This is a genomic window from Franzmannia qiaohouensis (genome assembly GCF_031451695.1).
GTDB lineage: Bacteria > Pseudomonadota > Gammaproteobacteria > Pseudomonadales > Halomonadaceae > Franzmannia > Franzmannia qiaohouensis.
Genome location: NZ_JARWAM010000016.1, coordinates 89152 through 109496, shown reverse-complemented (window position 1 = coordinate 109496; position 20345 = coordinate 89152). Strand labels below are relative to the sequence as shown.

Sequence of the window (20345 nt, the reverse complement as noted above, 5' to 3'; positions counted from 1 at the left end):
CTCACCCCGGCCATGGCGAATCGGGCTTGCACAACGGGACGGGTCCATATAAGCGAATTCATTCGCGATTGCAGCGCGCAGCGCTGCCGGGCAAGGCCAAGCCACCATGGCTTGCCCGTTCGTAGCGCCGAAAAAATCGCAGGCACACCCTAAAGTTCACTCTCCCCCCGCCGATGGCCCTACTCATAGAGAGGAAATACACGCGCTTCGGGAGTTGTTGTATGTCGAGTATCACCTCACTAGGGATTGGCTCAGGGCTCGACCTGAATGGCTTGCTCGGGCAGTTGGAAGAGGCCGAGCAGGCTAAGCTAGCGCCCATTGCACAGCAGGTCGAAGATCAGCAGGTAAAGATATCCGCCTATGGCGAGATGCAGAGCACGCTCTCGGCGTTCGATGACAGCGTTGCCGCACTCAATGACCCGGCGCTTTTTCAGAGCGTGACCTCCAACGTCACAGGCAGTGCCGTGCAGGCGGCGGCCGGCGCCGAGGCAAGTCCCGGGCGTTACGATGTGGAAGTCGGCCAGATTGCCACGGCGGGTAACCTGGCCACCGAGCGGGTAAGCGACCTGGAGACTGTCGTTTCCGAAGATGGCGGTACGCTCGAGCTCAGCTTCGCTAACGGCGAGCTGAATCATAACGTGGCGATCGAGGCGGATAGCACGCTGGAAGATGTGCGTGATGCCATCAACGCCGATCCTGAGGCTGCGGTAAATGCCTCGATCATCTTCGACGGCGAAGGTCATCGCCTGGCTCTGATGTCCGAAGAGACCGGCGAGCAGGCGTCGATCATCGGTACCAATTTTGACCAGCTGGCGGCGGGCAACCTTGCCGGCGATCCGGGTGGCACGGTGTCTCAGGCAGGCCAGGATGCCGAGCTGATGGTCAACGGCATCGATATCAATAGTGCCACCAACCAGATCGAAGATGCCATTCAAGGCGTTACCCTCGATCTGCAGGAGCCAGGCAGCAGTACCGTTGTAGTCGAGCGCGATAACGCTACCATTCGTGACAGCATCGTCGGTTTTGTCGACGCCTACAATGAGATGAAGAGCACCACCGGACAGCTGACCGCCTTCAACGGTGAAGAGGGTGAGGCTGGACCGCTGATTGGTGACAGCACGGTTCGCGCCATCGAGTCCAGCCTTCGTAACGACCTCGCTTCCGGTGTCACCCAGAATGGTGAGCTCGCGCTGCTCTCCGACATGGGCCTTTCACTTAGCGTGGACGGCACCCTCGAGCTTGACGAGCAGCAGCTGGATAGCGCCCTGGCCAATGACCCCGATGGTGTGGCCAGCTTCTTTGCAGGCGACGAGGCCACACCCGGCCTGGCCGGCCGCTTGGCGAGCACCACCGAGCAGCTGCTAAGCAGTAATGGCGCTCTCGAAGGATCCATCAATAGCGCCGAGACCCGCATTGGTAGCCTCGAGGATCGTTTCGAGCGCACTGAGCAGAGCATCGACCGGACACTTGACCGTTATCGTACCCAGTTTGCTCAGCTCGACGGCATGCTGGGCCAGATGCAGCAGACCAGTAACTATCTAACCGAGCAGCTCAATGGCCTGGGTGGCGGTCAGGGCGGGGGTGGCATGGGCGGCATGATGTAGTGCCACGTATGTCGCCAAGCTCGACCTTCTATACCCCGGCCCGCGCCGGGGTTTTTTGCGCCAGCGAAAAAATGGCATAAAGTTATCTGCCAAGCGGCCGATAATACCGCTATCAGTGTGAGGACTGCTCAAAGGGAGCTGATCGGTATGTCTACTATTACGTCGTTGGGAGTAGGGTCAGGGCTGGATCTGTCGGGGCTGCTCGACCAGCTGCGCGATGCCGAGCGCGGTAAGCTCGAGCCTATCAAACTGCAGCAAACCCAGCAGAAGGCCAAGATTTCTGCCTATGGACAGCTACAGTCGGCATTGACCAAGTTCCAGGACGCGGTAGCCAAGGTCAACGACCCCAAGCTGTTCGAGAGTCTCTCCACCAACGTTAGTGGAGGCGAGGGGGTAAAAGCATCCGCGTCTGCCGAGGCCAACCCTGGCCGCTATGAGGTGGAAGTGGTCAATGCCGCTCGGGCGGGCAGCCTGGCCACTAGCAGCGTGGCCGCCAACGACCAGGCACTGACCGGCGCCGATGCCACGCTCACCCTGACCTTTGGTAAAATCGACCCTGACACCGGCGAGCCCATCGCGCTTACCCTGGATCTCGAGGAAGGCGCCACGCTGATCGATATCCGTAACGCCATCAATGCATCCGAAGACGCTGGAGTCAGCGCCTCAATCGTCAACGATGGTACCGGCTTTCGCCTGGCGCTAAGTTCCAAGGAGACCGGTCAGGATGCCTCTATCCAGGGCCTGGAATTCACCGGCCTGGCCGGGGGCGTGACCCTGGATGCCGACCCGGCGACCCAGCGCGACGGGATCGATGCCGAGATCAACGTCAACGGCATTCGAATCACCAGCCCCAGCAATAGCATCGAAGGCGCTATTCAGGGCGTGACCCTGAACCTCGAGCAAGGCACCGAAGGCTCTACCTCCACCGTGGTGGTGGAGCAGAACACTCGCGCGGTGCGCGAAGCGGTTACCGGCTTCGTCGATGCCTTTAATGCTCTGAAGGGGTCTATTAGCAAGCTGACCGCCTACAACGCCGAGACCAACACGGCCGGCAATCTCAACGGCGACAGTATGGTGCGCACCATCGAGTCGCGCATGCGCAGTGTACTCAGTGGCGGCGTGGCCGGCGGTGAATTTGCCACACTCAACCAGGTCGGCATCTCGCTGCAGCGCGATGGCACCCTGAAGCTGGACAACGACCGTCTCGATGAGCTGGTCAGGTCTAATATGGCGGGTCTCAGCGACTTCTTTGCCGGCGACAAGAAAGACGCTGGCATGGCCGGGCAGCTCAACCAGACGCTTGGACAGATGCTCGGCACGAACGGCATCGTCAAGAACACCATTAGTGGCGCCGAGAGCCGCGTCGAGAGCCTCAACGAGCGCTATGCCCGCATGGAGCGCAGTATCGAGGGCACCATCTCGCGCTACCGCGTACAGTTCGGCCAGCTCGATGCCATGATCGCGCAGATGAACCAGACAAGCAGCTACCTTACCCAGCAGTTCGATGCACTGGATGCTCAGTTAGGCCGCGGGAGCAGGTAACGTTTAGTGTTGGTAACACCTGGCAAGGCGGCCCTGATGGCCGCCTTGCTTGTTTAAAATCCCCGTAAGTCAATTACTCCCCTAAAGTATCCTCGGAGGTTGCCGATAATCCTATCGTGCCGGCACGCAGAGCCCATGGTGGGCAACGACAGGGAGCCGGTGGTTACCTTACGAGGAACCTATCATGTCAGTGATCAACACCAACATCACGGCAATGATCGGTCAGGCTAATCTGACCAAATCGCAGAATGCACTACAAACCTCCATGGAGCGTCTCTCTTCTGGCCTGCGTATCAACAGTGCCAAGGACGATGCTGCTGGCCAGGCCATCGCCAATCGTATGACTGCGCAGATCACTGGTCTGTCCCAAGCGCAGCGTAACGCCAACGATGGTATCTCCGTGGCACAGACTGCTGAGGGGGCGTTGAATCAGATCAACGACAACCTGCAGCGTGTACGCGAGCTGAGCGTTCAGGCCGCCAACGGCACCAATAGCCAGAATGATCTGCAGTCCATACAGGATGAGATCGATCAGCGGCTAAACGAGATCGACCGTATCTCCAGCGAGACCAACTTCAACGGTGTTAGTGTCCTGGCCAGTGAGCGCGGCCTGCAGATTCAGGTTGGAGCGAACGACGGCGAAACCATTACCGTCAACCTCAAGGAGATCACGTCCGCGACGCTCAAGCTTGACGATTTTAACGTCAATGGCTACGTAGATGTGCCGGATGGTGCCACCGGAACCCTCGAAGAGGCACTGGGGCTGGAAGATGCCAGTTTCGCAACCGGTGATTTTGCCACAGCACTGGCTGCAGCTGATGTCAACGGCATTGATTTGCCGGACGGTTTCTCCACCACGGGTAACAGTCTGACCGTAGACAGCGAGGGTAACTACTTCATCCAGGGTACTCTGGATGGAGAAACGGCTTACGTCTCAGCTTCTGTCAATGTGACCAAGAACAGCGATGGAGAAGTGACCGGGCTGGACGTGACAGCAGGAAGCTTGGTCAAGGGGCAGCGTTCGGAAGGGCCTCTGGCCGCGCTCGATAGCGCCTTGAACCAGGTCGATAGCCTGCGCTCCGAGTTGGGTGCGGTGCAGAATCGCTTCGAGGATGCCATCACCAACCTCAATACCAATGCCACTAACCTGGCGGCGGCTCGCTCACGCATCGAAGATGCCGACTACGCAGTCGAAGTCAGCAACATGACGCGTGCTCAGATCCTGCAGCAAGCCGGTACCTCGGTGTTGGCCCAGGCCAACCAGATCCCGCAGAACGTCTTGTCGCTACTTGGCTGATGACACCTCGAGCTGCCACAGCAGGCCTCCTACGGGAGGCCTGCTGCGTTATGAGGCATCAGCTACACCGCTACAACTGCTGTTTCTGAGATAGTTTTACAGCCTTTTACAAAAAAAACGCTTATGGCCCTAAAGAACCGAGCAGGCCCGCCGTTAAAGAGTATAACGGCACACGAGGCCGTCGGGACGGCTCCAGTAGGGGTCATTAGACGAGAGCAAGGAGACATTACGATGTCAGTGATCAATACCAACATCACGGCCATGATCGGCCAGTCAAACCTCAACAAGAGCCAGAACAGCCTCCAGACATCCATGGAGCGTCTGTCCTCCGGCCTGCGTATCAACAGCGCCAAGGACGATGCCGCCGGTCAGGCCATCGCCAACCGCATGAGCAGCCAGATCACTGGCTTGGCTCAGGCGCAGCGGAATGCCAACGACGGCATCTCCATTGCCCAGACCGCCGAAGGCTCGCTGAACCAGGTTAACGATAACCTGCAGCGTATTCGTGAGCTGAGCGTGCAGGCTTCCAACGGCACTAACAGCCAGAACGACCTGCAGTCCATCCAGGACGAAATCACCCAGCGCCTCAACGAGATCGACCGTATCTCCGAAGAGACCAACTTCAACGGCGTCAGTGTGCTGGCCGATGAACAAGCGCTGCAGATCCAGGTTGGTGCCAACGACGGTGAAACCATTACCGTCAACTTACAAGAGATCAATGCCGAGACCCTGGGCCTGGATGACTTTAACGTCAATGGTTATGTGGGTGATCTGGATACCACTGACACCGCTAACTCTGGTGCCATGGCGACGGCTCTGGGGCTTGATGATAGTGACTTTTCTACCGCTGGTGCCGACTTTGGCGCAGCCTATGACGCAGTAGATGTCGATGGTTTGGATGGTCTGCCTGATGGGTTTACAGGCGGTGCGCTGGGCGTAGATGATAATGGCAACTTCTTCATCGAAGGTGATCTCAACGGCGAGACAGTGGTCTTCTCTGCGACCGTGGGAGTCGAGTTTAATGACGATGGTGAAGTAACAGCTCTTGGTGTAACTGCGGGTAGCCAGATCCCAGGCGATGGTTCTCGCTCCGAAGGCCCCATGGCGGCACTGGATAGTGCCCTGAACCAGGTCGATAGCCTGCGCTCCGAGCTGGGTGCGGTGCAGAACCGCTTCGAGGATGCCATCACCAACCTCAACACCAATGAGACCAATCTGGCTGCGGCTCGCTCGCGTATCGAAGATGCCGACTACGCTGTCGAAGTCTCCGACATGACCCGCGCGCAGATCCTGCAGCAAGCCGGTACCTCGGTACTGGCACAGGCCAACCAGATTCCCCAGAACGTGCTGTCTCTGCTGGGCTGATAATAACTGATCCATCGAGCGTTCTCGCTCGTTACCTAACGGGCCCTTCGGGGCCCGTTTTCATTCGTTTGCGTTGAATCACTCAATAGCCAGCCAAAATCCGGTTTCCTCGTTCCTTTGGTTCGACGCCACTAGCCGTAGGCTGACAGCATTGCCCACTACACCAAGTTGTCAGCCATGTCACGTAAGAAGCCTTCATCCTCACACCCTCAAGCCAAACAGGCACCGCTTACCCTGGCTCAGGCACGAAGCCTGACCCGTAAACGCCCCGACGATGCTGTCGCCTGGCAAACCCTGGGTAGGCTATTGGCCAGGGAGGCACAGTACGCCGAAGCCGGGGAGGCCCTCGAGCGCGCTATCGAACTAGCGCCGCAAGAGCCGAGCCACCATGACTGGCTTGGCTATATCGCCTATAAACGCCACGATACGCGCCAGGCGCTGTCGCATCTCGACCGAGCCGAGGAGCTGGCGCCCGCAAGTGTGCGCGCCCTGGTGACACGGGCCAAGATCTATTCCGACCATGCGGCATATCAGAGAGCCTTGGAGTATGCCCAGAGGGCCGAGCAATTGGCGCCACAGGATGTGCGCGTGCTCGACACCCTTGGCACCGTCTATAACGGGCTTTATCGCTATGAAGAGGCGCTGGCGATCTATGATCGGCTGACCCAGCTCGACCCTGGTAATTACGTCCACTGGAACAATGCTGGAAACGTGCGGCGTGATCTAGCGCTGCTGGAAGATGCTTACCGCTGCTACGAACGTGCCGAGACATGCGCCAAGGATAGCTCGGTAGCCTACTCCAACCGACTGACTGCGATGCATTACGATCCCGCCGCTACTCGTGCGGATATCGCCGAGCTGGCTCAGGCTTGGGAAGCCCGCTATGCACCAGACGTTGTCGCGTCGCGGCCGCAGCCGACCACTCGTCAACCGGGAAAGCGTCTGCGTCTCGGCATGTTTTCGGATGGTTTCCGCAAGCATCCCGTCGGCAAGATGATCGTACGCTGTTTGGAGAATCTGGATCCTGCTCAGTTCGAGCTGTTTGCATACACTTCCAGCGAAGTCACCGATGACCTGACGCGACGCATAAAGGCCACGACGCACCATTGGCGTTCCATGCGTCATCTGACCGACGCAGCCTTCGCACAGCAGGTACGGGATGATGGCATCGATATCCTGATCGATTTATCCGGCCATAATTCCGGCAACCGCATGCGCGCCGTCGCAATGCAGCCCGCCCCTTTACTGGTCAAATGGGTCGGCGGGTTGATCAACACCACTGGTGTGGCTGCCATGGATTATCTGATCAGCGATGCCATCGAGTCTCCCGAAGGCGAAGACGCTTACTATACCGAGAAGTTGATTCGCATGCCGGAGGACTACATCGTCTTCGATCCGCCTGCCAAGCTTCCGGAAGTGGGAGAGCTACCTGCCACTCGGAATGGCTATATTACTCTAGCCTGCTTCAATAACCCGACGAAGCTCAATAGCGCCACTTTAGCCCAATGGGCCGCGATAATGCACCAGTTGCCGGACTCACGGCTGCTTCTCAAGGGGCGCCCATATACCAGCGAAACCTTCTGCGAGCGGCTATATGCGATGCTGGAGGCAGAAGGCATCAAGCGCGAGCGTCTGATGATAGAAGGGCCGGGCACGAACTATGAGCTGCTGGAAGCCTACAACCGAGTCGATATTGCGCTTGACCCATGGCCCTACTCGGGCGGCTTGACGACCTGTGAGGCATTCCTGATGGGGGTGCCGGTCGTCACTATGCCAGGGCCTACCTTTGCGGGACGTCATAGCGCGACCCACCTGGCTCATGCCGGGATGCCGGAACTGGTGACCCATAGCTGGGAAGAGTATCACGCCCGGGTGCTCGAACTAGCCAGTGATTTGGATAGCCTGGCTACTATTCGCAGCCACCTCCGGGAAGTGCTGGTTCAGTCCCCGGTATGTGATGGCCCATGTTTTGCACGGCACTTCACTACCGCGATGCGCGCTATTTGGCAACGCTACTGCGCCGACGAGCTGCCGGCGGCATTGAGCATCGACAAAGAGGGTGGCGCCTACTTCGAAGGCGCTACGTTGCCAGTGCAATTGGTGGAACCTCAGCCGTTGATCGACGAGAATGACGAGCGTCAGGGAGGTTTTAACTGGGAGCTCGAAGGCAAGTTGATCGCCATCGACAATGGTGGGCAACTGCTGCACAACAAGGCCGTGCAGCAGCTACTGAAAAGTCGGGCCATGGAAGTCGTGATTTTCGACCCTGCCGGGGATGCCATCAACGACCCTGTCAAGAATCAAGAAGGCATTCACTACTATTCAGGTGCACTCTTGGGTGATGGCCAACCGACAACTCTCTACGCCTGCCTGGACCCTAAGCAGAGCGCTACCCTGAAACCGTTGCAGGAGCCTTGGCTACCGGAAGATGTCGCCAAGGGGAATCGGGTATTGACCGAACTGCCAGTCAATACGATCCCCTTGAACAAAATAGAAGGCCTACCATCCATTGATTGGTTGGTGTTGGATGCATCTCATGACAACAGCGCTATCCTCGAGCACGGAGCTGAAGCGCTAGAAAACACCCTGCTTATTCAGGTCAAAGTCGCTTTCCAGCCAACCCATGAAGGGCAGGCGAAACTTGGTGAGTTAGAAAACTGGGCGAATAATCATGGTTTTCGTTTGCATAATATTTATGAGATCCAGTGCCGGAGTCAAGTTTTAAATTCCATCTCGGTAAGCAGCGATAAGCACAATGATATTTTTATGGCCGATTTTATCTTTTTGCCTGATTATGTGATTCTTGAAAAGATGGATTATAAAGAAAAGGCAAAGTTATCTTTTTTGCTGCATACAATATTTAAATTTTATGATCTCTCCTTTTTCTTGATTGATTCAGTCGATAAGTATTTGGGTGGAAAATATTTTCGTTATTTTTTAAATAGCACTCCTGAACTATCTGAGGGGTTTGAGAATAAGCTTTCTTTTCTTAAGGCGGAGATATCTGAAAGTCAGGCTGAAAAATTAAACGCGCTGATTACTTCTTTCGTAAATTGCGACGAGCGAATTATTAACGAGTGGACTAAGGCTAGTGAACTCGTTCTTTATGAAGAAGAAAGGAATAATGCTGCTTTTTTTGTTCTTTCACACTCACTATGCAGTAGTGTAGATGTAGATAGCGACTATGAGCTAGGCTATAGGCTAAGGAAGTTTGGTTGGGAAAAAAAAGAAAGGCTATATAATCACTGGTTTGATTATGCTGTAAATAATTATGAGCATGAGTGCTGCAATGCTTCTGTAATCGTTATATCTAATGGTTTTAAAGAAAAGCTGTTTCATAACTTAAAGGAGATAAGAAGGCAGGGTGGAGATTTAGTGCAGATTATATTTGTTAACAATGGAAGAGATGATGGCGACTTTGAGTCAATTAATGATTATGTTGATACATGGGTGAGGTTGAAAAGTAATTCTGGTGCTTATTTGGCCAGAAATGTGGGTTTTTTGTTCTCACGCGCACCATTAAGTATTTTTATAGACGATGACGGCTATCCCGATGCTGGTTTTATAGATAGCCATTTAATAGCCCATAGTGTTAACAAAGTCATATGTGCCCGGGGTGTGTGCAAAAGTGATACAATTGAACAGCCAAAGCATTACTATCTCGGGAGTGAGATGATCTCATCTCCCCCAACACTGGAAGGTAATGTGTCAGTCAATAGCTCGGCGTTTGCTAAAGTCGGTGGATGGGGAGACTATATTTTATTTGGGCATGGCGGTTTTGACTTGTCTGTTAGATTTATGAATATGGGGTATGATGCGGGCAGCCAAATATATATACCTGATGCGGTATTGTTTCACGACTATGTGAGAAGCAAGGATCATGCGAAAGTGAAAACCTCTTTGCAAAAGGGATCTTGGCTAATCCTCGATAAGATGCATGGTGGTATCTCGGCTAAGATTAGAAACGGCTTTTTTAGTGGTGAAAGTGCTTCTGAAAAAATTAACTCTGTTGCAGAGAAGGAGTTGGAGCTTCCAGAGCACTCCTTTAGTGCTGAGTGTGAGAAATATTTACTTAGGTGTTATGAAAACGCTAGCGTTATTTTGGAATATGGTACAGGGGCTTCTACATTACTTGCTTCTCGTATGCTTGGAAAACATATTTATGGTGTGGAGAATGACTTTAATTGGGCAGAGCGAATGAAAGTTATTTTTAATCATCCGTCTTTCTGCTGTAGCTCTTCCCCTCATATATACCATGTTGATATTGGTAAGACGGGAGCATGGGCAAAGCCATTAGATAAAAAATTATGGGAGAGCTTTCCTGATTATCCAATGAGGATCTGGGATGAACCATGGTTTGAGGATCCTGATGTGGTGTTAATTGATGGCCGATTAAGGACTGCCTGTTTTCTGACAATCTTGCTTAAAGCGAGAAAAAAGACAACGGTTTTGTTTGATGATTATCGTGACAGGACCTATTATCATGTTGTTGAGAAGCTGCTAAAGCCTGTCGATTTTATCGATAGAATGGCGGTGTTCGAAATCTTCCCCGATAATGTAGAAATCAAGAAATCTGACTGGAGTTGGATAATACCTGAGTTTTATAAAGTAACTTTATCAGGTAGAGACGGGCGTTGAGGATTTAGAAAAAGTGTACAGTGATGGTTATCACCTGACACATGCCCCCGTTGTAATGACCCCCTGGTTTCTGCACACCCCGCATTAGCATCGAAGGGTGTGCAGAAACCGGGAGGCATTACAATGCGGGCGTTTTGTTTTGTAGGTGGCCAGATGCTCGATTGAGCTGTACCGGCTTTCACGGATCCCTGTGGTCTGAGTCGGATTGTTCTCTTGCCTGATCGTCTGCGGAGCCCTTCTTAAGTCACGATCTCCTGCATCGGTAGCTTAGATGAGGGCTCAAGTTTTCCTCCTACATGCCGATATGCTTATGAATATAACAAAAAGCTGGCACAACAACGTAGAGGGGATATCAGCACATGACCCATTTCGAGACCCTTCCCGCCGCCCTGGAAGTGGATGTCATTGATGGCCTGGAGCAGGCATTGAAGCGCTTGCAGGAACGCGATGCGGCGCTACTGGAAGCCCAGGCCAATGAGCGCAGTATCACTGCTCGACTGGGGTGCCATCTACAGGCAGTATTTCCCGACTGGGACGTCGATTGCGAGTTCAACTGCTGGCGCGGGCCACTGCAGAGCAGAGGCCATATCGTGGTGTCGACCACCAGTGCCACCACCGAGGCGCCGACCATCTTTCCCGACCTGCTGATTCATCGCCGTGGCAGCGGTGAAACCCTGGCGGTGATCGAAGTGCTGAAGAGCGATGCCCAGAGCGCACGGCACCGAGAAAGGCGAAAACTTCAACACTGTCTGAAAAGGCTCGGTTGTCCGCATGCGGCGATGATCGAGATCGGTGTCGGGGAGCGGCGTGGTCGACACCACTTGGAGATGCTGGCGACGCCGCTGCATGACGAGCAGAGCTTATAACCATCTGCACAGGTAGCGCTTTGCTCGATTATGCCCGCAAACGCCGTTTCTCTACGCTTTTCAGCAAATCGACGGTGTGGCCGGGCTTCTACAATGCAGCTATACCCTGCCATGCCGAGGCTTTTTTACCGTGACGCTCGACGAGTACCATCGGATCATCGAGGAGTTCGATAGCCTGATCCGCGACACCCGTGCGCTGATGCTGCGCTTTGAAGCCTCGGGTATGGATGAATCCCACGAGGCCGAGTACCTCGAGGTGCATGATATCTACGCCAAGGCGGTGGCCGATCAGCGTGCCTACACGCTGTCGATGCTCGATGAGGTCGCCTGAGAGGTGATCGCCTCTTGATCTGCGAATAAACGAGAGCTAAAGCTTTTTCCGCGCCGGCCGATACTCTGAGTAACCACCCCTGCGCGCCGCCCGGCGCGCCCTTGAGGGCTTGCCACGGTGCTGGTGCTCAATACTTCTATCATGTCGATGCTGGCGCGCCAGCATCTCCATAGCAGTCAGTCAGAGATGCAGACGGCGATGCAGCGGCTGTCGTCCGGTCTGCGTATCAACAGTGCCAAGGACGATGCCGCCGGTCAGGCGATTGCCAATCGCATGACCGCGCAGATCCGTGGCCTGGCCCAGGCACAGCGCAATGCCAATGACGGCATCTCGCTGGTGCAGACCGCTGAGGGTGCGCTTAATCAGGTCAACGACAATCTGCAGCGTATCCGCGAGCTCTCGGTTCAGGCGGCCAACGGCACGCTGAATGAGCGCGATCTGGCGTCGATTCAGAGTGAGATTGATGAGCGCCTCGACGAGATCAATCGCCTTACCGGCCAGACCGATTTCAACGGCGTCAAACCGCTGGGGCAGACTCGCTCGCTGTCGATTCAGGTGGGAGCCTACGACGGCCAGACGATCGATATCGCCTTGACAGCACTCAACCTCGACGGGCTGGGCCTTGAGGGCTTCAGCGTCGAGGAAGTGGACGAGGACCGCCTGGCGCGGCTCGATGAGGCACTAAAGCGAGTCGACCGCCAGCGTAGCTATCTGGGGGCGACGCATAATCGCCTCGAAGGGGTGGTCGATAATCTGGCTACCACTCAGATCAACCTGGCGGCCTCACGCTCGCGGATCATGGATGCCGACTACGCGGTCGAGGTGTCGCGGATGATCCGCGCGCAGATCCTGCAGCAGGCCAGCATCGCGGTGCTGGCTCAGGCCAATCAGCTGCCCAATATGATTCTCACACTGCTGCAGCGCTGATATCCCTCTGATTAGGTTGCTTTATTAAAGTTAGGCGAGTGCCTGCCGATAGCACTTTTGCGGGGTATGAAGCCCGCATCGGATCATTACGCAAGGGATATTCACAATGTACAAGTTGATGACTGCCGGTATGGCGGCACTGCTGTTGGGCGCTGGCGCAAGTAGCGTTCAGGCGTTCGAGGATCGCTACAGTGTTGGCGTGCTGGCGGGCACCACCGGGGTAGGGGCCGAGGTGTCATGGCGCTTTCATGAGCGTATGGGGGTGACGGCCCAGTACGCCGGTGGGCTGAGCTGGAGCGGCGACTTCGACACCGATGATGTGGATTACGACGGTGACCTGGATATCTCCGCTGGGGCCATCAAGTTTGACTACTACCCGTTTGCCGGACGCTTCTATCTCACCGCGGGTGCCATGCTGCCGGATATGGAAGCCAACGTTAGCGGGCGTTCCAAGCGCAACGATACGTTCGAATTTGATGGGCAGACTTATGCCGCCAGTGACATTGGCAGCGTACACGGCAAGCTGACCATCGCCGATGGTGTGCAGCCCTATGCCGGCCTGGGTTGGCGCTCGTCGCATCGGCAGGGCTTCGGGGTGTTTTCCGAGCTCGGGGTGATGGCGACCAGTATCGACGTGTCACTTAGTACGTCCGAGAATTACGAGGCACAGAGCGACCAGTTCCGCCGTGACTTGCGCCGCGAGGAGCAGCGTCTGAAGGATGAGGCCGACAAGCTGCCGTTCTATCCGGTGGCGGTGGTGGGTGTCTCCTACACCTTCTGAGGCTGCTTTATCACAGCACGCTGGTATCGCCCGGATTTTGTATCCGGACGTTGGTGTTTAGACGGGCGTTCAAGGCGTCGTCTCGGCACCGAGCCAGGCCTGCTGCCAGGCGCGGATCTCGCCGGCGGGCATCGGCCTGGCGATGCCGTAGCCCTGCACCAGGTGGCAGCCCAGCGCGCCCAGCGCCCGGGCGTGGGCCATGCTCTCTACGCCTTCGGCAAGCACCGGGCGTTTGAACTTGCCGGCCAGGAAGACCACGCTCTCGACGATGGCGTGGTCGTCGTCGTTCTCGAGCATCCGCGAGACGAAGCTGCGGTCGATCTTGATCAGGTCGACCGGCAGGTTGCGCAGGTAGGAGAGCGACGAGTAACCGGTGCCGAAGTCGTCCAGTGCCAGTTCGATGTCCAGCGCGTGGCAGCCTTTCATGACCTGCATGGCAGCGTCGATGTCATCCAGCGCGGCAGATTCCAGTACTTCGATCTTGAGGTCGCCGGGGCCGATCTGCGGATGGCGCTGCATGTGCTGGGCAAGCACGTCGAGAAACTCGCGCCGCACCAGCGACTGGGGGCTGAGATTGACGCTGACCGGCAGCGTCAAGCCGCTGTGTCGCCAGGTATCCGACTGTCGTAGGGCGGTTTCCACCACCCAGTCGTCGATGGCCTGCTCGAGCTCGGTGCCGGCCAGCTGCGGCAGGAACTCGCCGGGGGCCACCAGGCCGCGCTGCGGGTGGCGCCAGCGGATCAGCGCCTCGACGCCGACCAGGCGGTGTTCCGCCAGGTCGACCTGGGGCTGGTAGTAGAGTTCGAACTCGTCGCGCGCGAGGGCCAGTGCCAGCCGCGCCAGCTCCTCGCGTTGGCGGCGGATGCGCAGATCCTGGCCGGGGTCGAACAGCTGGTAGCAGTCGCCGCCGCGCTGCTTGGCCTGGTACATCGCTTGGGTGGCGTGGCGCAGCAGCATGTCGGCGTCGCTGTCGTCCTGGGGGTAGGTCGAGATGCCGATGCTGGCGGTCACGCTGAGTGACTCGCCGTCGATGACCAGCGGCTCGGCCAGGGCGTTGCGCAGGTGGTCGAGGCTTTCCAGGCCGTGATTCGTCTCGGGCAGCACCAGCGCGAATTCGTCGCCGCCCACTCGCGCCAGCTTGCCATGGTCGTTGAGCACGCGCTTGAAGCGCTCGGCGAGGATCATCAGTAGCCGGTCGGCTGCCTGATGACCGTGGCTCTGGTTGATATTGCCGAAGCGGTCGAGGTCGAGCATGCATACCGTCAGCGACTGGTCGAAGCCCTCGGCGTAGTCGAGCAGGTCTTGCAGTTGCTGGGCGAGGTGCTCGCGGTTGGCAAGGCCGGTGAGCTTGTCGAAGTTGGCGGCACGGTAGAGCTCCTCACTGTGGCGCTTGCTGCGGGTGAGGTCGGAAAACACCGCCACGTGGTTGATGACCTGACTCTGGTCGTCGTAGACCGACGAGACCGAGAGCAGGGCGGGGAAGCTCTCACCGTTCTTGCGGCGCCCGGCGAATTCGCCATGCCAGTCCTTGCCGCTGCCCAGGTGATCGATCACGGTGGGGGTGTCGGCGACCCCGGGCAGCGTCGAGCCCAACCGGATAGCATGCATGCCGATCAGCTCGTCGCGACTGTAACCGGTGATCGTGCAGCAGGCTGGATTGACGTCGACCACCCAGTGCTCGGCATCGGTGATCATGATGCCTTCCTGGGTGTTGTCGTAGACGCGTGCGGCGAGCTTGAGGCGCTCCTCGAAGGCCTTGCGCTCGCTGATGTCTGACTGGATGTCGATAAAGCCGGTCAGCTCGCCATTCTCGTTGTACAGTGCATCGCAGCGGATGTGCACCCAGTAGGGGGTGCCGTCGCGGCGATGGTGGATTACCTCCTCTTCGAAGCCCTCGCCTCGCGCCAGTGCCGCCTCGATGCGCGCGTTGGCGGCGCTGTCGGTGGCCGGGCCGCGTAGTAGCTCGCCGGGGCGTTTGCCCAGCGCTTCGTCGCTGGAGTAGCCGCTGAGCCGCTCGAACCCTTCGTTGACCCATTCGATACGGTCGTTGGCATCGCAGATGAACACGCTGTTGCTGGTGCGCTGGGCCACCTGCGACAGCCGCCCGATGCTCTGCTGGCTGGATTGGTGCTCGCGCCTTACCCTCAGAGTGTCGACCAACTGGGCGGTGGTGCTGAGCAGCGGAGTAAGGAACTCTACCAGCGCCGCATCGAAGCCCTCCGGGCGGTTGGCCAGCCCCAGCATGGCGACCATGCGATCATTGATACTGATCGGCACGCCCAGGAAACTCTGCAGCGGCGGATGCCCAGGCGGCAGTCCGCCCTTGCGTGGATCATTGGCGGGGTCGTTGCTGATCACCGTCTTCTGGGTGCGCAGGGCGTGGCCGAACAGGGTGTCGAGATTATGGAATTCGAGTCCGTCTGGGGCGTCCTCGAGCATTGCTCGAGAGGCCTTGTCCCAGGCGATATCGGTGATCGACTGCACCTTGAGGTAGGGGCGTTGCTCGGTATCGTGGAAGATTTCGCCGATAAAGCCGAACTCGCTGCTGGTTAGTGCCAGGATGTCATCGAGCAGCAGCGCAAAGGCCTGATGGCCGTCGCCGCTGGTTATGAAGCGCGACTGGGCCTTGACGATGACGCTGTCGAGCTGGTGCTGATACTGCAGGCGCTCTTCGGCGTGTTTTAGGCGATTGATATTGCGGATGGTGCCGAATACCTGCTTGGTGACGCCTTTGACCACCAGCGGTTCGCCGGTGAGTTGTACCCAGTCGTAGCTATCCTGGTGGGGTGGCCAGGCGCAGCACGGCTTCGAATCGTTGTTGTCGTTCGATGGCATCGTTCAGGCACTGACGTAGTCGCGGTTGGTCATCGGGATGGTAGCGGGAGATAGCGACTTCCGTCAGTGGCGGCTGGTCGTCGCCGATACCGAGTTGACGAAAGGCAGCCTGGCTTCGCACGACATCCCCGGAATCTGCGTTGAGTTCCCAGACGCCGATACCGGCGTGGTCCACGGCGTCAATGAATCGACTATCCAGGCGCTGTTCGAAATATTGCATCACCTGCTTGGCCAGTAGCACCAGCAGTTGGCGTTGAAGCGGGCTGGCTTGGCGCGGCTGGGTGTCGAGCACGCACAGCGAACCGAGGGCATAGCCGTCGCGGGTAATCAGCGGGGCACCCAGGTAGTAGCGCACGAAGGGCGCCTCGGTCACCTGTGGGTTGTCGGCAAAGCGCGGATCGAGGTGGGTATCGGCCACCTCCATCGGCTGGTCGTTGAGGAGGGTGTGCGCGCAGAACGAGATATCCCGTGGCGTTTGCGCGAAGGGCATGCCCTTCGCACTCTTGAACCACTGACAGCTCTCGTCGACCAGCGACAGGGTCGCCATGGGCGCTTCGAGCAGGTCGGCGGCCTGGCGTGTCAGATCGTCGAGGGCGACGTCGTGACGGCGGTCGTTGAGGGTATAGCGCCACAGCCGCTGCAGACGTTGCAACTCATTCCCGGGTACGGGGGGTGTCTGCATGGTTACTGCCTCCGCATCGATTTAGGCGTTGCCCGAGGGCGCTGCCACTCATAGGTGTAACATAATTTAGCTGTCAGAAGGACGTCCAATCGTCGGGCGCTTTAGACATGGTCTTGGCGCGCTGTGGGCGTGGTCTTGCAAGCTGCGCGGGCACTGCGATCTCGCGCTGGGTGGTGCCGGAAGCAAGGTCGATCTCGACCTGCAGTTCCTGGCCGCTGCCCTGGGTGCGGAAGGCCAGGATGGCATTGTTCAGCAACCAGGTCTCGTGCTGCAGCTGATGCGTCGCGCGGCTGCTCTCCTGCAGCTGGTTAGCGCTCTGCTGAACGGCTTGTTCCATCTGGCTGACCGCGTCGCTGATCTGCGTAATGCCGCTGCTCTGCTCGCGGGAGGCGGCGCTGATCTCTTCCATGATGTCATTGACCCGGTTGCTTGCCTCGACCACGCGGCCGATTGCCGACTCGGTGCGGGTGACCACCTCGGCGCCAGCCTCGATCTCGTGGTTGGCGTTGGCGATCAGCTGGTGGATCTCCTTGGCGGCGTCGGCGCTGCGCGAGGCGAGGCTGCGTACTTCGCTTGCTACCACCGCGAAGCCGCGGCCCTGCTCGCCGGCCCGTGCCGCCTCCACCGAGGCATTCAGGGCCAGGATGTTGGTCTGGAAGGCGATCGAGTCGATCAGCGAGACCACGTCGGACATCTGGCGCGAGCGCTCGGTAATGGTCGCCATGCGCTTGACCATCTCGGCGATGCCGCTGCCGGCGTTTTCGACCTCTCCGACGTTGGACAGTGCTAGTTGACTGGCCTGCTGGGCGTTATCGGCGTTCTGACGTACCGTGGAGGTCATCTGCTCCATGCTGGCTGCGGTCTGTTGGATCGAGGCTGCCTGGCTGTCGGTGCGCGCCGAAAGGGCATCGTTACCGTAGCGGATGGCGTCCACCGAGGGCCGCACGTGGGTTATCCCAGTGTTGACGTCGCCGACGATACCACTCAGGCCTTTCTTCATGGTCTCAAGGGCCTCTACCAACTGGCCCATGTCGTCCTTGCCGTGGGGTGGCACCGGCGCAGTGAGGTTGCCGGCTGCCACCTGCAGTGCGAAGCGCCGCGACAGGTAGAGCGTGCGGCTGATCGAGCGGCATACGCCAATGCCCAGCGCCAGCACGGCTACCAGCATCAGCGCGGCAAGCGCCAGCGGCAGGGCGCCGTCGGCACTGATCCCGACGCGCCACTGTTGGGTCATGAAAGCCAACAGCGGCACGCTGGCCAGCACCGCCAGCAGGGTGATGCGGGTGCGCGCGGAGCCCCACTGTATGCCCAGCAGGCGGTGGTGCCAGCCGCGGCGGCGAATCTCGCCACGCGCCAGGCGATAACTCCCTGCGCGGTTGTCCTTGAAGCGCTGATACACCGCGCTTGCCTGTTCGACCTCGGCGCGACCCGGGCAGGTGCGCAGCGAGGCGTAGCCGACGATCTTGCCGGCCTCGCGCACCGGTACCACGTTGGCGCGCACCCAGTAGTGGTCGCCGTTCTTGCGGCGGTTCTTGACCAGGCCGCTCCAGATCTGGCCCTGCTTGATGGTCGTCCAGAAGTTCTCGAAGGCCTCGACTGGCATGTCCGGGTGGCGTACCAGGTTGTGGTCGCTGCCCATCAATTCTTCGAGAGTAAACCCGCTGGCCTCGACGAACGCCGGGTTGGCGTAGGTGATCTTGCCCTGCAGGTTGGTGCGCGAGATCAGCAGATCCGCTTCGGCGAGACGGTACTCCTGCTGGGTAACCGGAGTATTGAGACGCATAGTCTCCCCTCTATGTGGTAACGCTTTATTAAGTTCCGATGTTTACGAGTGCTGCTCGCTGGCATCAGGTAGCCCCGCTTTAACACTCGTTACAGCGCTGGTGACAGGGTTGGAGTTCTCCTCTATCCACGTTATCGGCGCAGCCGTCAGCGACTTTAACTAACCGTGATAAAACAGTCGTTTGTAATAGTGCTGTGGAAAATATTGACCTGTATCAACATTCTGGCGCATCGCCTCGAAGGCTACTTAATCCTTGGAGCAGGCCGCTGCGGCCAGCAAGTCGCTGGATGAGCAGGCCGAGGAAATGGCGGCGCTGGTGGGGGGCTTCACGGTCAGCGAGCCTGATCTGACGCCACGCCTGACGTACGGCGTGGCGAGCTAGTAGTATGCGATGAACACCGTTCAGTGCCAATATGGCACTGTTTGGAAACGATAAAGTACATCTCGTGACACCTCTGGCGTGCAGGATGGGCTACAACACAGGGTGATAAAAATTATACTTTGGGGTGTACATGGATATTGACGGGGAACGGACGCTGCTAGGCGCCTTGCTATGGGCGGCGGCGGCGCTGTCGGCGCCTATTACGACGATGATGATACTGAGGGGCGGCGGTGTGCCGGCGCTAAGCGTCGGAGCACTGAGTGCGCTGCTTTTCGGTGCGGCCTTGCTGTGCACGCATGTCAACCAGCGACTCGACGATCAGGCGGATGACAGTGCGTCCGATACGGATGAGCATGCGCATTTCGCCGACGATGCCCCGCTGGAGTGCAGCGGCCTACGTGTATTGCGAATTGGCAAGGGTAGCCCGCTCAAGGGGCATCTCAGCGAAAAGTCGGTGATTCTCAAGATCAACGGGGTGTGCCCGGCCACGGCGGATGAAGCCAACCATGCGCTGATCGAGGGGCGCAACGAGATCGAGTGGATGGGCCGCAATCGCAAGCCTCTGGTGGCGTATATTACCATTCAGGAGCATGGGCATGACCTGCTGGCGCAGTTCGAGCAGTTGAATCCGCGTCCCGCGCCGCCTACCGAAGCGCCGGCTTGATCGCTCTGGGAAAATGTTCACCAGCAAAACGGCAAGCGCCAGGCGCTTGCCGTTCATCTACTGATACGCACTACCCATCGCGGGTCATACGGGATCAGTCGCTCTCGTACTCCTCGGCATCCTCGAGGGCGTCACGAGTGGCGTTCACACGCACGACGTAGTCGTCATCTTCCTGGCTCAGCTCAACGCTTTCCCATTCGATGGCAACGTTCTTGTCGCCAATGCCGAGGAATCCGCCGACGCTGACGATCAGGGCCTGGATCTGGCCGTCTTCGTCGAGCAGCAGGTTGTCGATGCTGCCGATCTCCTCATCGTCTTCGGCGGTGCTTCTCACATCCTTGTCGGTCAACTCGCTGGCGTGCAGGGTGTTGTCTGGCTGCTCGGTCAGGAAGATGGCATCGACACCGGCATGATCCGGTTCATCGACATGGTCATCGGCCAGGGCACTGCCCGCGGCAAACATCAGGGCGGGGGCCAGGGCGGCGCTCAGCAAAAAAGGCTTCATCGGTTTCATCACTTGCTCCTTGTGCATCGCATAATGAAGGTCAGCCGCTCTCGTCCAAGAGCGGCCTGCCATCATGGGAAGCAGCGAGGCAAGATTCGATAACCCAGGTTAGCCAGCATCCGCAATTCGAATGCCAACCGCGG

Annotated in this window: 15 protein-coding genes; 11 read left to right on the top strand and 4 right to left on the bottom strand. The window is 58.0% G+C overall.

The annotated features are described in order from the left end of the window. Window positions 1-221 precede the first annotated feature (221 nt). The 9 genes from fliD (QC821_RS18875) (at window position 222) to QC821_RS18835 (ending at window position 13351) form a co-directional block, all read left to right on the top strand. Complete coding sequence (fliD, locus tag QC821_RS18875; protein ID WP_309724629.1) at window positions 222-1604, top strand: flagellar filament capping protein FliD; 1383 nt, start codon at window positions 222-224, stop codon at window positions 1602-1604. Window positions 1605-1751: 147 nt separating this feature from the next. Then, entirely contained in the window at window positions 1752-3146 is a 1395-nt protein-coding gene (gene fliD / locus QC821_RS18870) for a flagellar filament capping protein FliD (RefSeq protein WP_309724628.1), read from the top strand. Window positions 3147-3330: 184 nt separating this feature from the next. After that, window positions 3331-4443, top strand: coding sequence for a FliC/FljB family flagellin (locus QC821_RS18865; protein ID WP_309724627.1), 1113 nt, complete (start codon window positions 3331-3333; stop codon window positions 4441-4443). A gap of 231 nt (window positions 4444-4674) precedes the next feature. Beyond that, window positions 4675-5808 carry a FliC/FljB family flagellin gene (locus QC821_RS18860; protein WP_309724626.1) on the top strand — a complete coding sequence of 378 codons (1134 nt, stop codon included), beginning with the start codon at window positions 4675-4677 and terminating at the stop codon, window positions 5806-5808. A 177-nt stretch (window positions 5809-5985) separates the two neighbouring features. After that, on the top strand, window positions 5986-10446 hold the full coding sequence (locus QC821_RS18855) for an O-linked N-acetylglucosamine transferase family protein (RefSeq protein WP_309724625.1): 4461 nt from the start codon (window positions 5986-5988) through the stop codon (window positions 10444-10446). Between the two features lie 359 nt (window positions 10447-10805). Next, complete coding sequence (locus QC821_RS18850) at window positions 10806-11312, top strand: hypothetical protein (RefSeq protein ID WP_309724622.1); 507 nt, start codon at window positions 10806-10808, stop codon at window positions 11310-11312. Between the two features lie 130 nt (window positions 11313-11442). After that, on the top strand, window positions 11443-11643 hold the full coding sequence (locus tag QC821_RS18845; RefSeq protein WP_309724620.1) for a hypothetical protein: 201 nt from the start codon (window positions 11443-11445) through the stop codon (window positions 11641-11643). Window positions 11644-11760: 117 nt separating this feature from the next. Then, window positions 11761-12570: a flagellin N-terminal helical domain-containing protein gene (locus QC821_RS18840; RefSeq protein ID WP_309724619.1), complete on the top strand. Its 810-nt coding sequence runs from the start codon at window positions 11761-11763 to the stop codon at window positions 12568-12570. Between the two features lie 106 nt (window positions 12571-12676). Continuing rightward, a complete protein-coding gene (locus tag QC821_RS18835) occupies window positions 12677-13351 on the top strand; it encodes a hypothetical protein (RefSeq protein ID WP_309724617.1) in 675 nt (224 codons plus the stop codon). Between the two features lie 69 nt (window positions 13352-13420). On the opposite strand, the gene QC821_RS18830 is transcribed toward QC821_RS18835, so the two are convergent. The 3 genes from QC821_RS18830 to QC821_RS18820 form a co-directional block, all read right to left on the bottom strand. After that, window positions 13421-16186 carry a bifunctional diguanylate cyclase/phosphodiesterase gene (locus QC821_RS18830; protein WP_309724615.1) on the bottom strand — a complete coding sequence of 922 codons (2766 nt, stop codon included), beginning with the start codon at window positions 16184-16186 and terminating at the stop codon, window positions 13421-13423. Then, window positions 16125-16868, bottom strand: a complete 744-nt coding sequence (locus tag QC821_RS18825) for a GAF domain-containing protein (RefSeq protein WP_309724613.1) — start codon at window positions 16866-16868, stop codon at window positions 16125-16127. Before QC821_RS18825 ends, QC821_RS18830 begins: the two co-directional genes overlap by 62 nt. 73 nt (window positions 16869-16941) lie before the next feature. Next, on the bottom strand, window positions 16942-18651 hold the full coding sequence (locus QC821_RS18820) for a methyl-accepting chemotaxis protein (protein WP_309724612.1): 1710 nt from the start codon (window positions 18649-18651) through the stop codon (window positions 16942-16944). A 253-nt stretch (window positions 18652-18904) separates the two neighbouring features. Here QC821_RS18820 and QC821_RS18815 point away from each other — a divergent pair, with 253 nt between their 5' ends. Both QC821_RS18815 and QC821_RS18810 read left to right on the top strand, forming a co-directional pair. Next, the gene (locus QC821_RS18815) at window positions 18905-19033 is read left to right on the top strand and encodes a hypothetical protein (protein WP_309724610.1); all 129 of its coding nucleotides are present in this window, start codon (window positions 18905-18907) and stop codon (window positions 19031-19033) included. Window positions 19034-19163: 130 nt separating this feature from the next. Beyond that, a complete protein-coding gene (locus QC821_RS18810; RefSeq protein WP_309724608.1) occupies window positions 19164-19697 on the top strand; it encodes a hypothetical protein in 534 nt (177 codons plus the stop codon). 94 nt (window positions 19698-19791) lie between these two features. Here the strand turns inward: QC821_RS18810 and QC821_RS18805 are convergent, their stop codons facing one another. Continuing rightward, window positions 19792-20211 (bottom strand): PRC-barrel domain-containing protein, encoded by a 420-nt coding sequence (locus tag QC821_RS18805; RefSeq protein ID WP_309724607.1) that lies wholly within the window; start codon window positions 20209-20211, stop codon window positions 19792-19794. Window positions 20212-20345 lie beyond the last annotated feature (134 nt).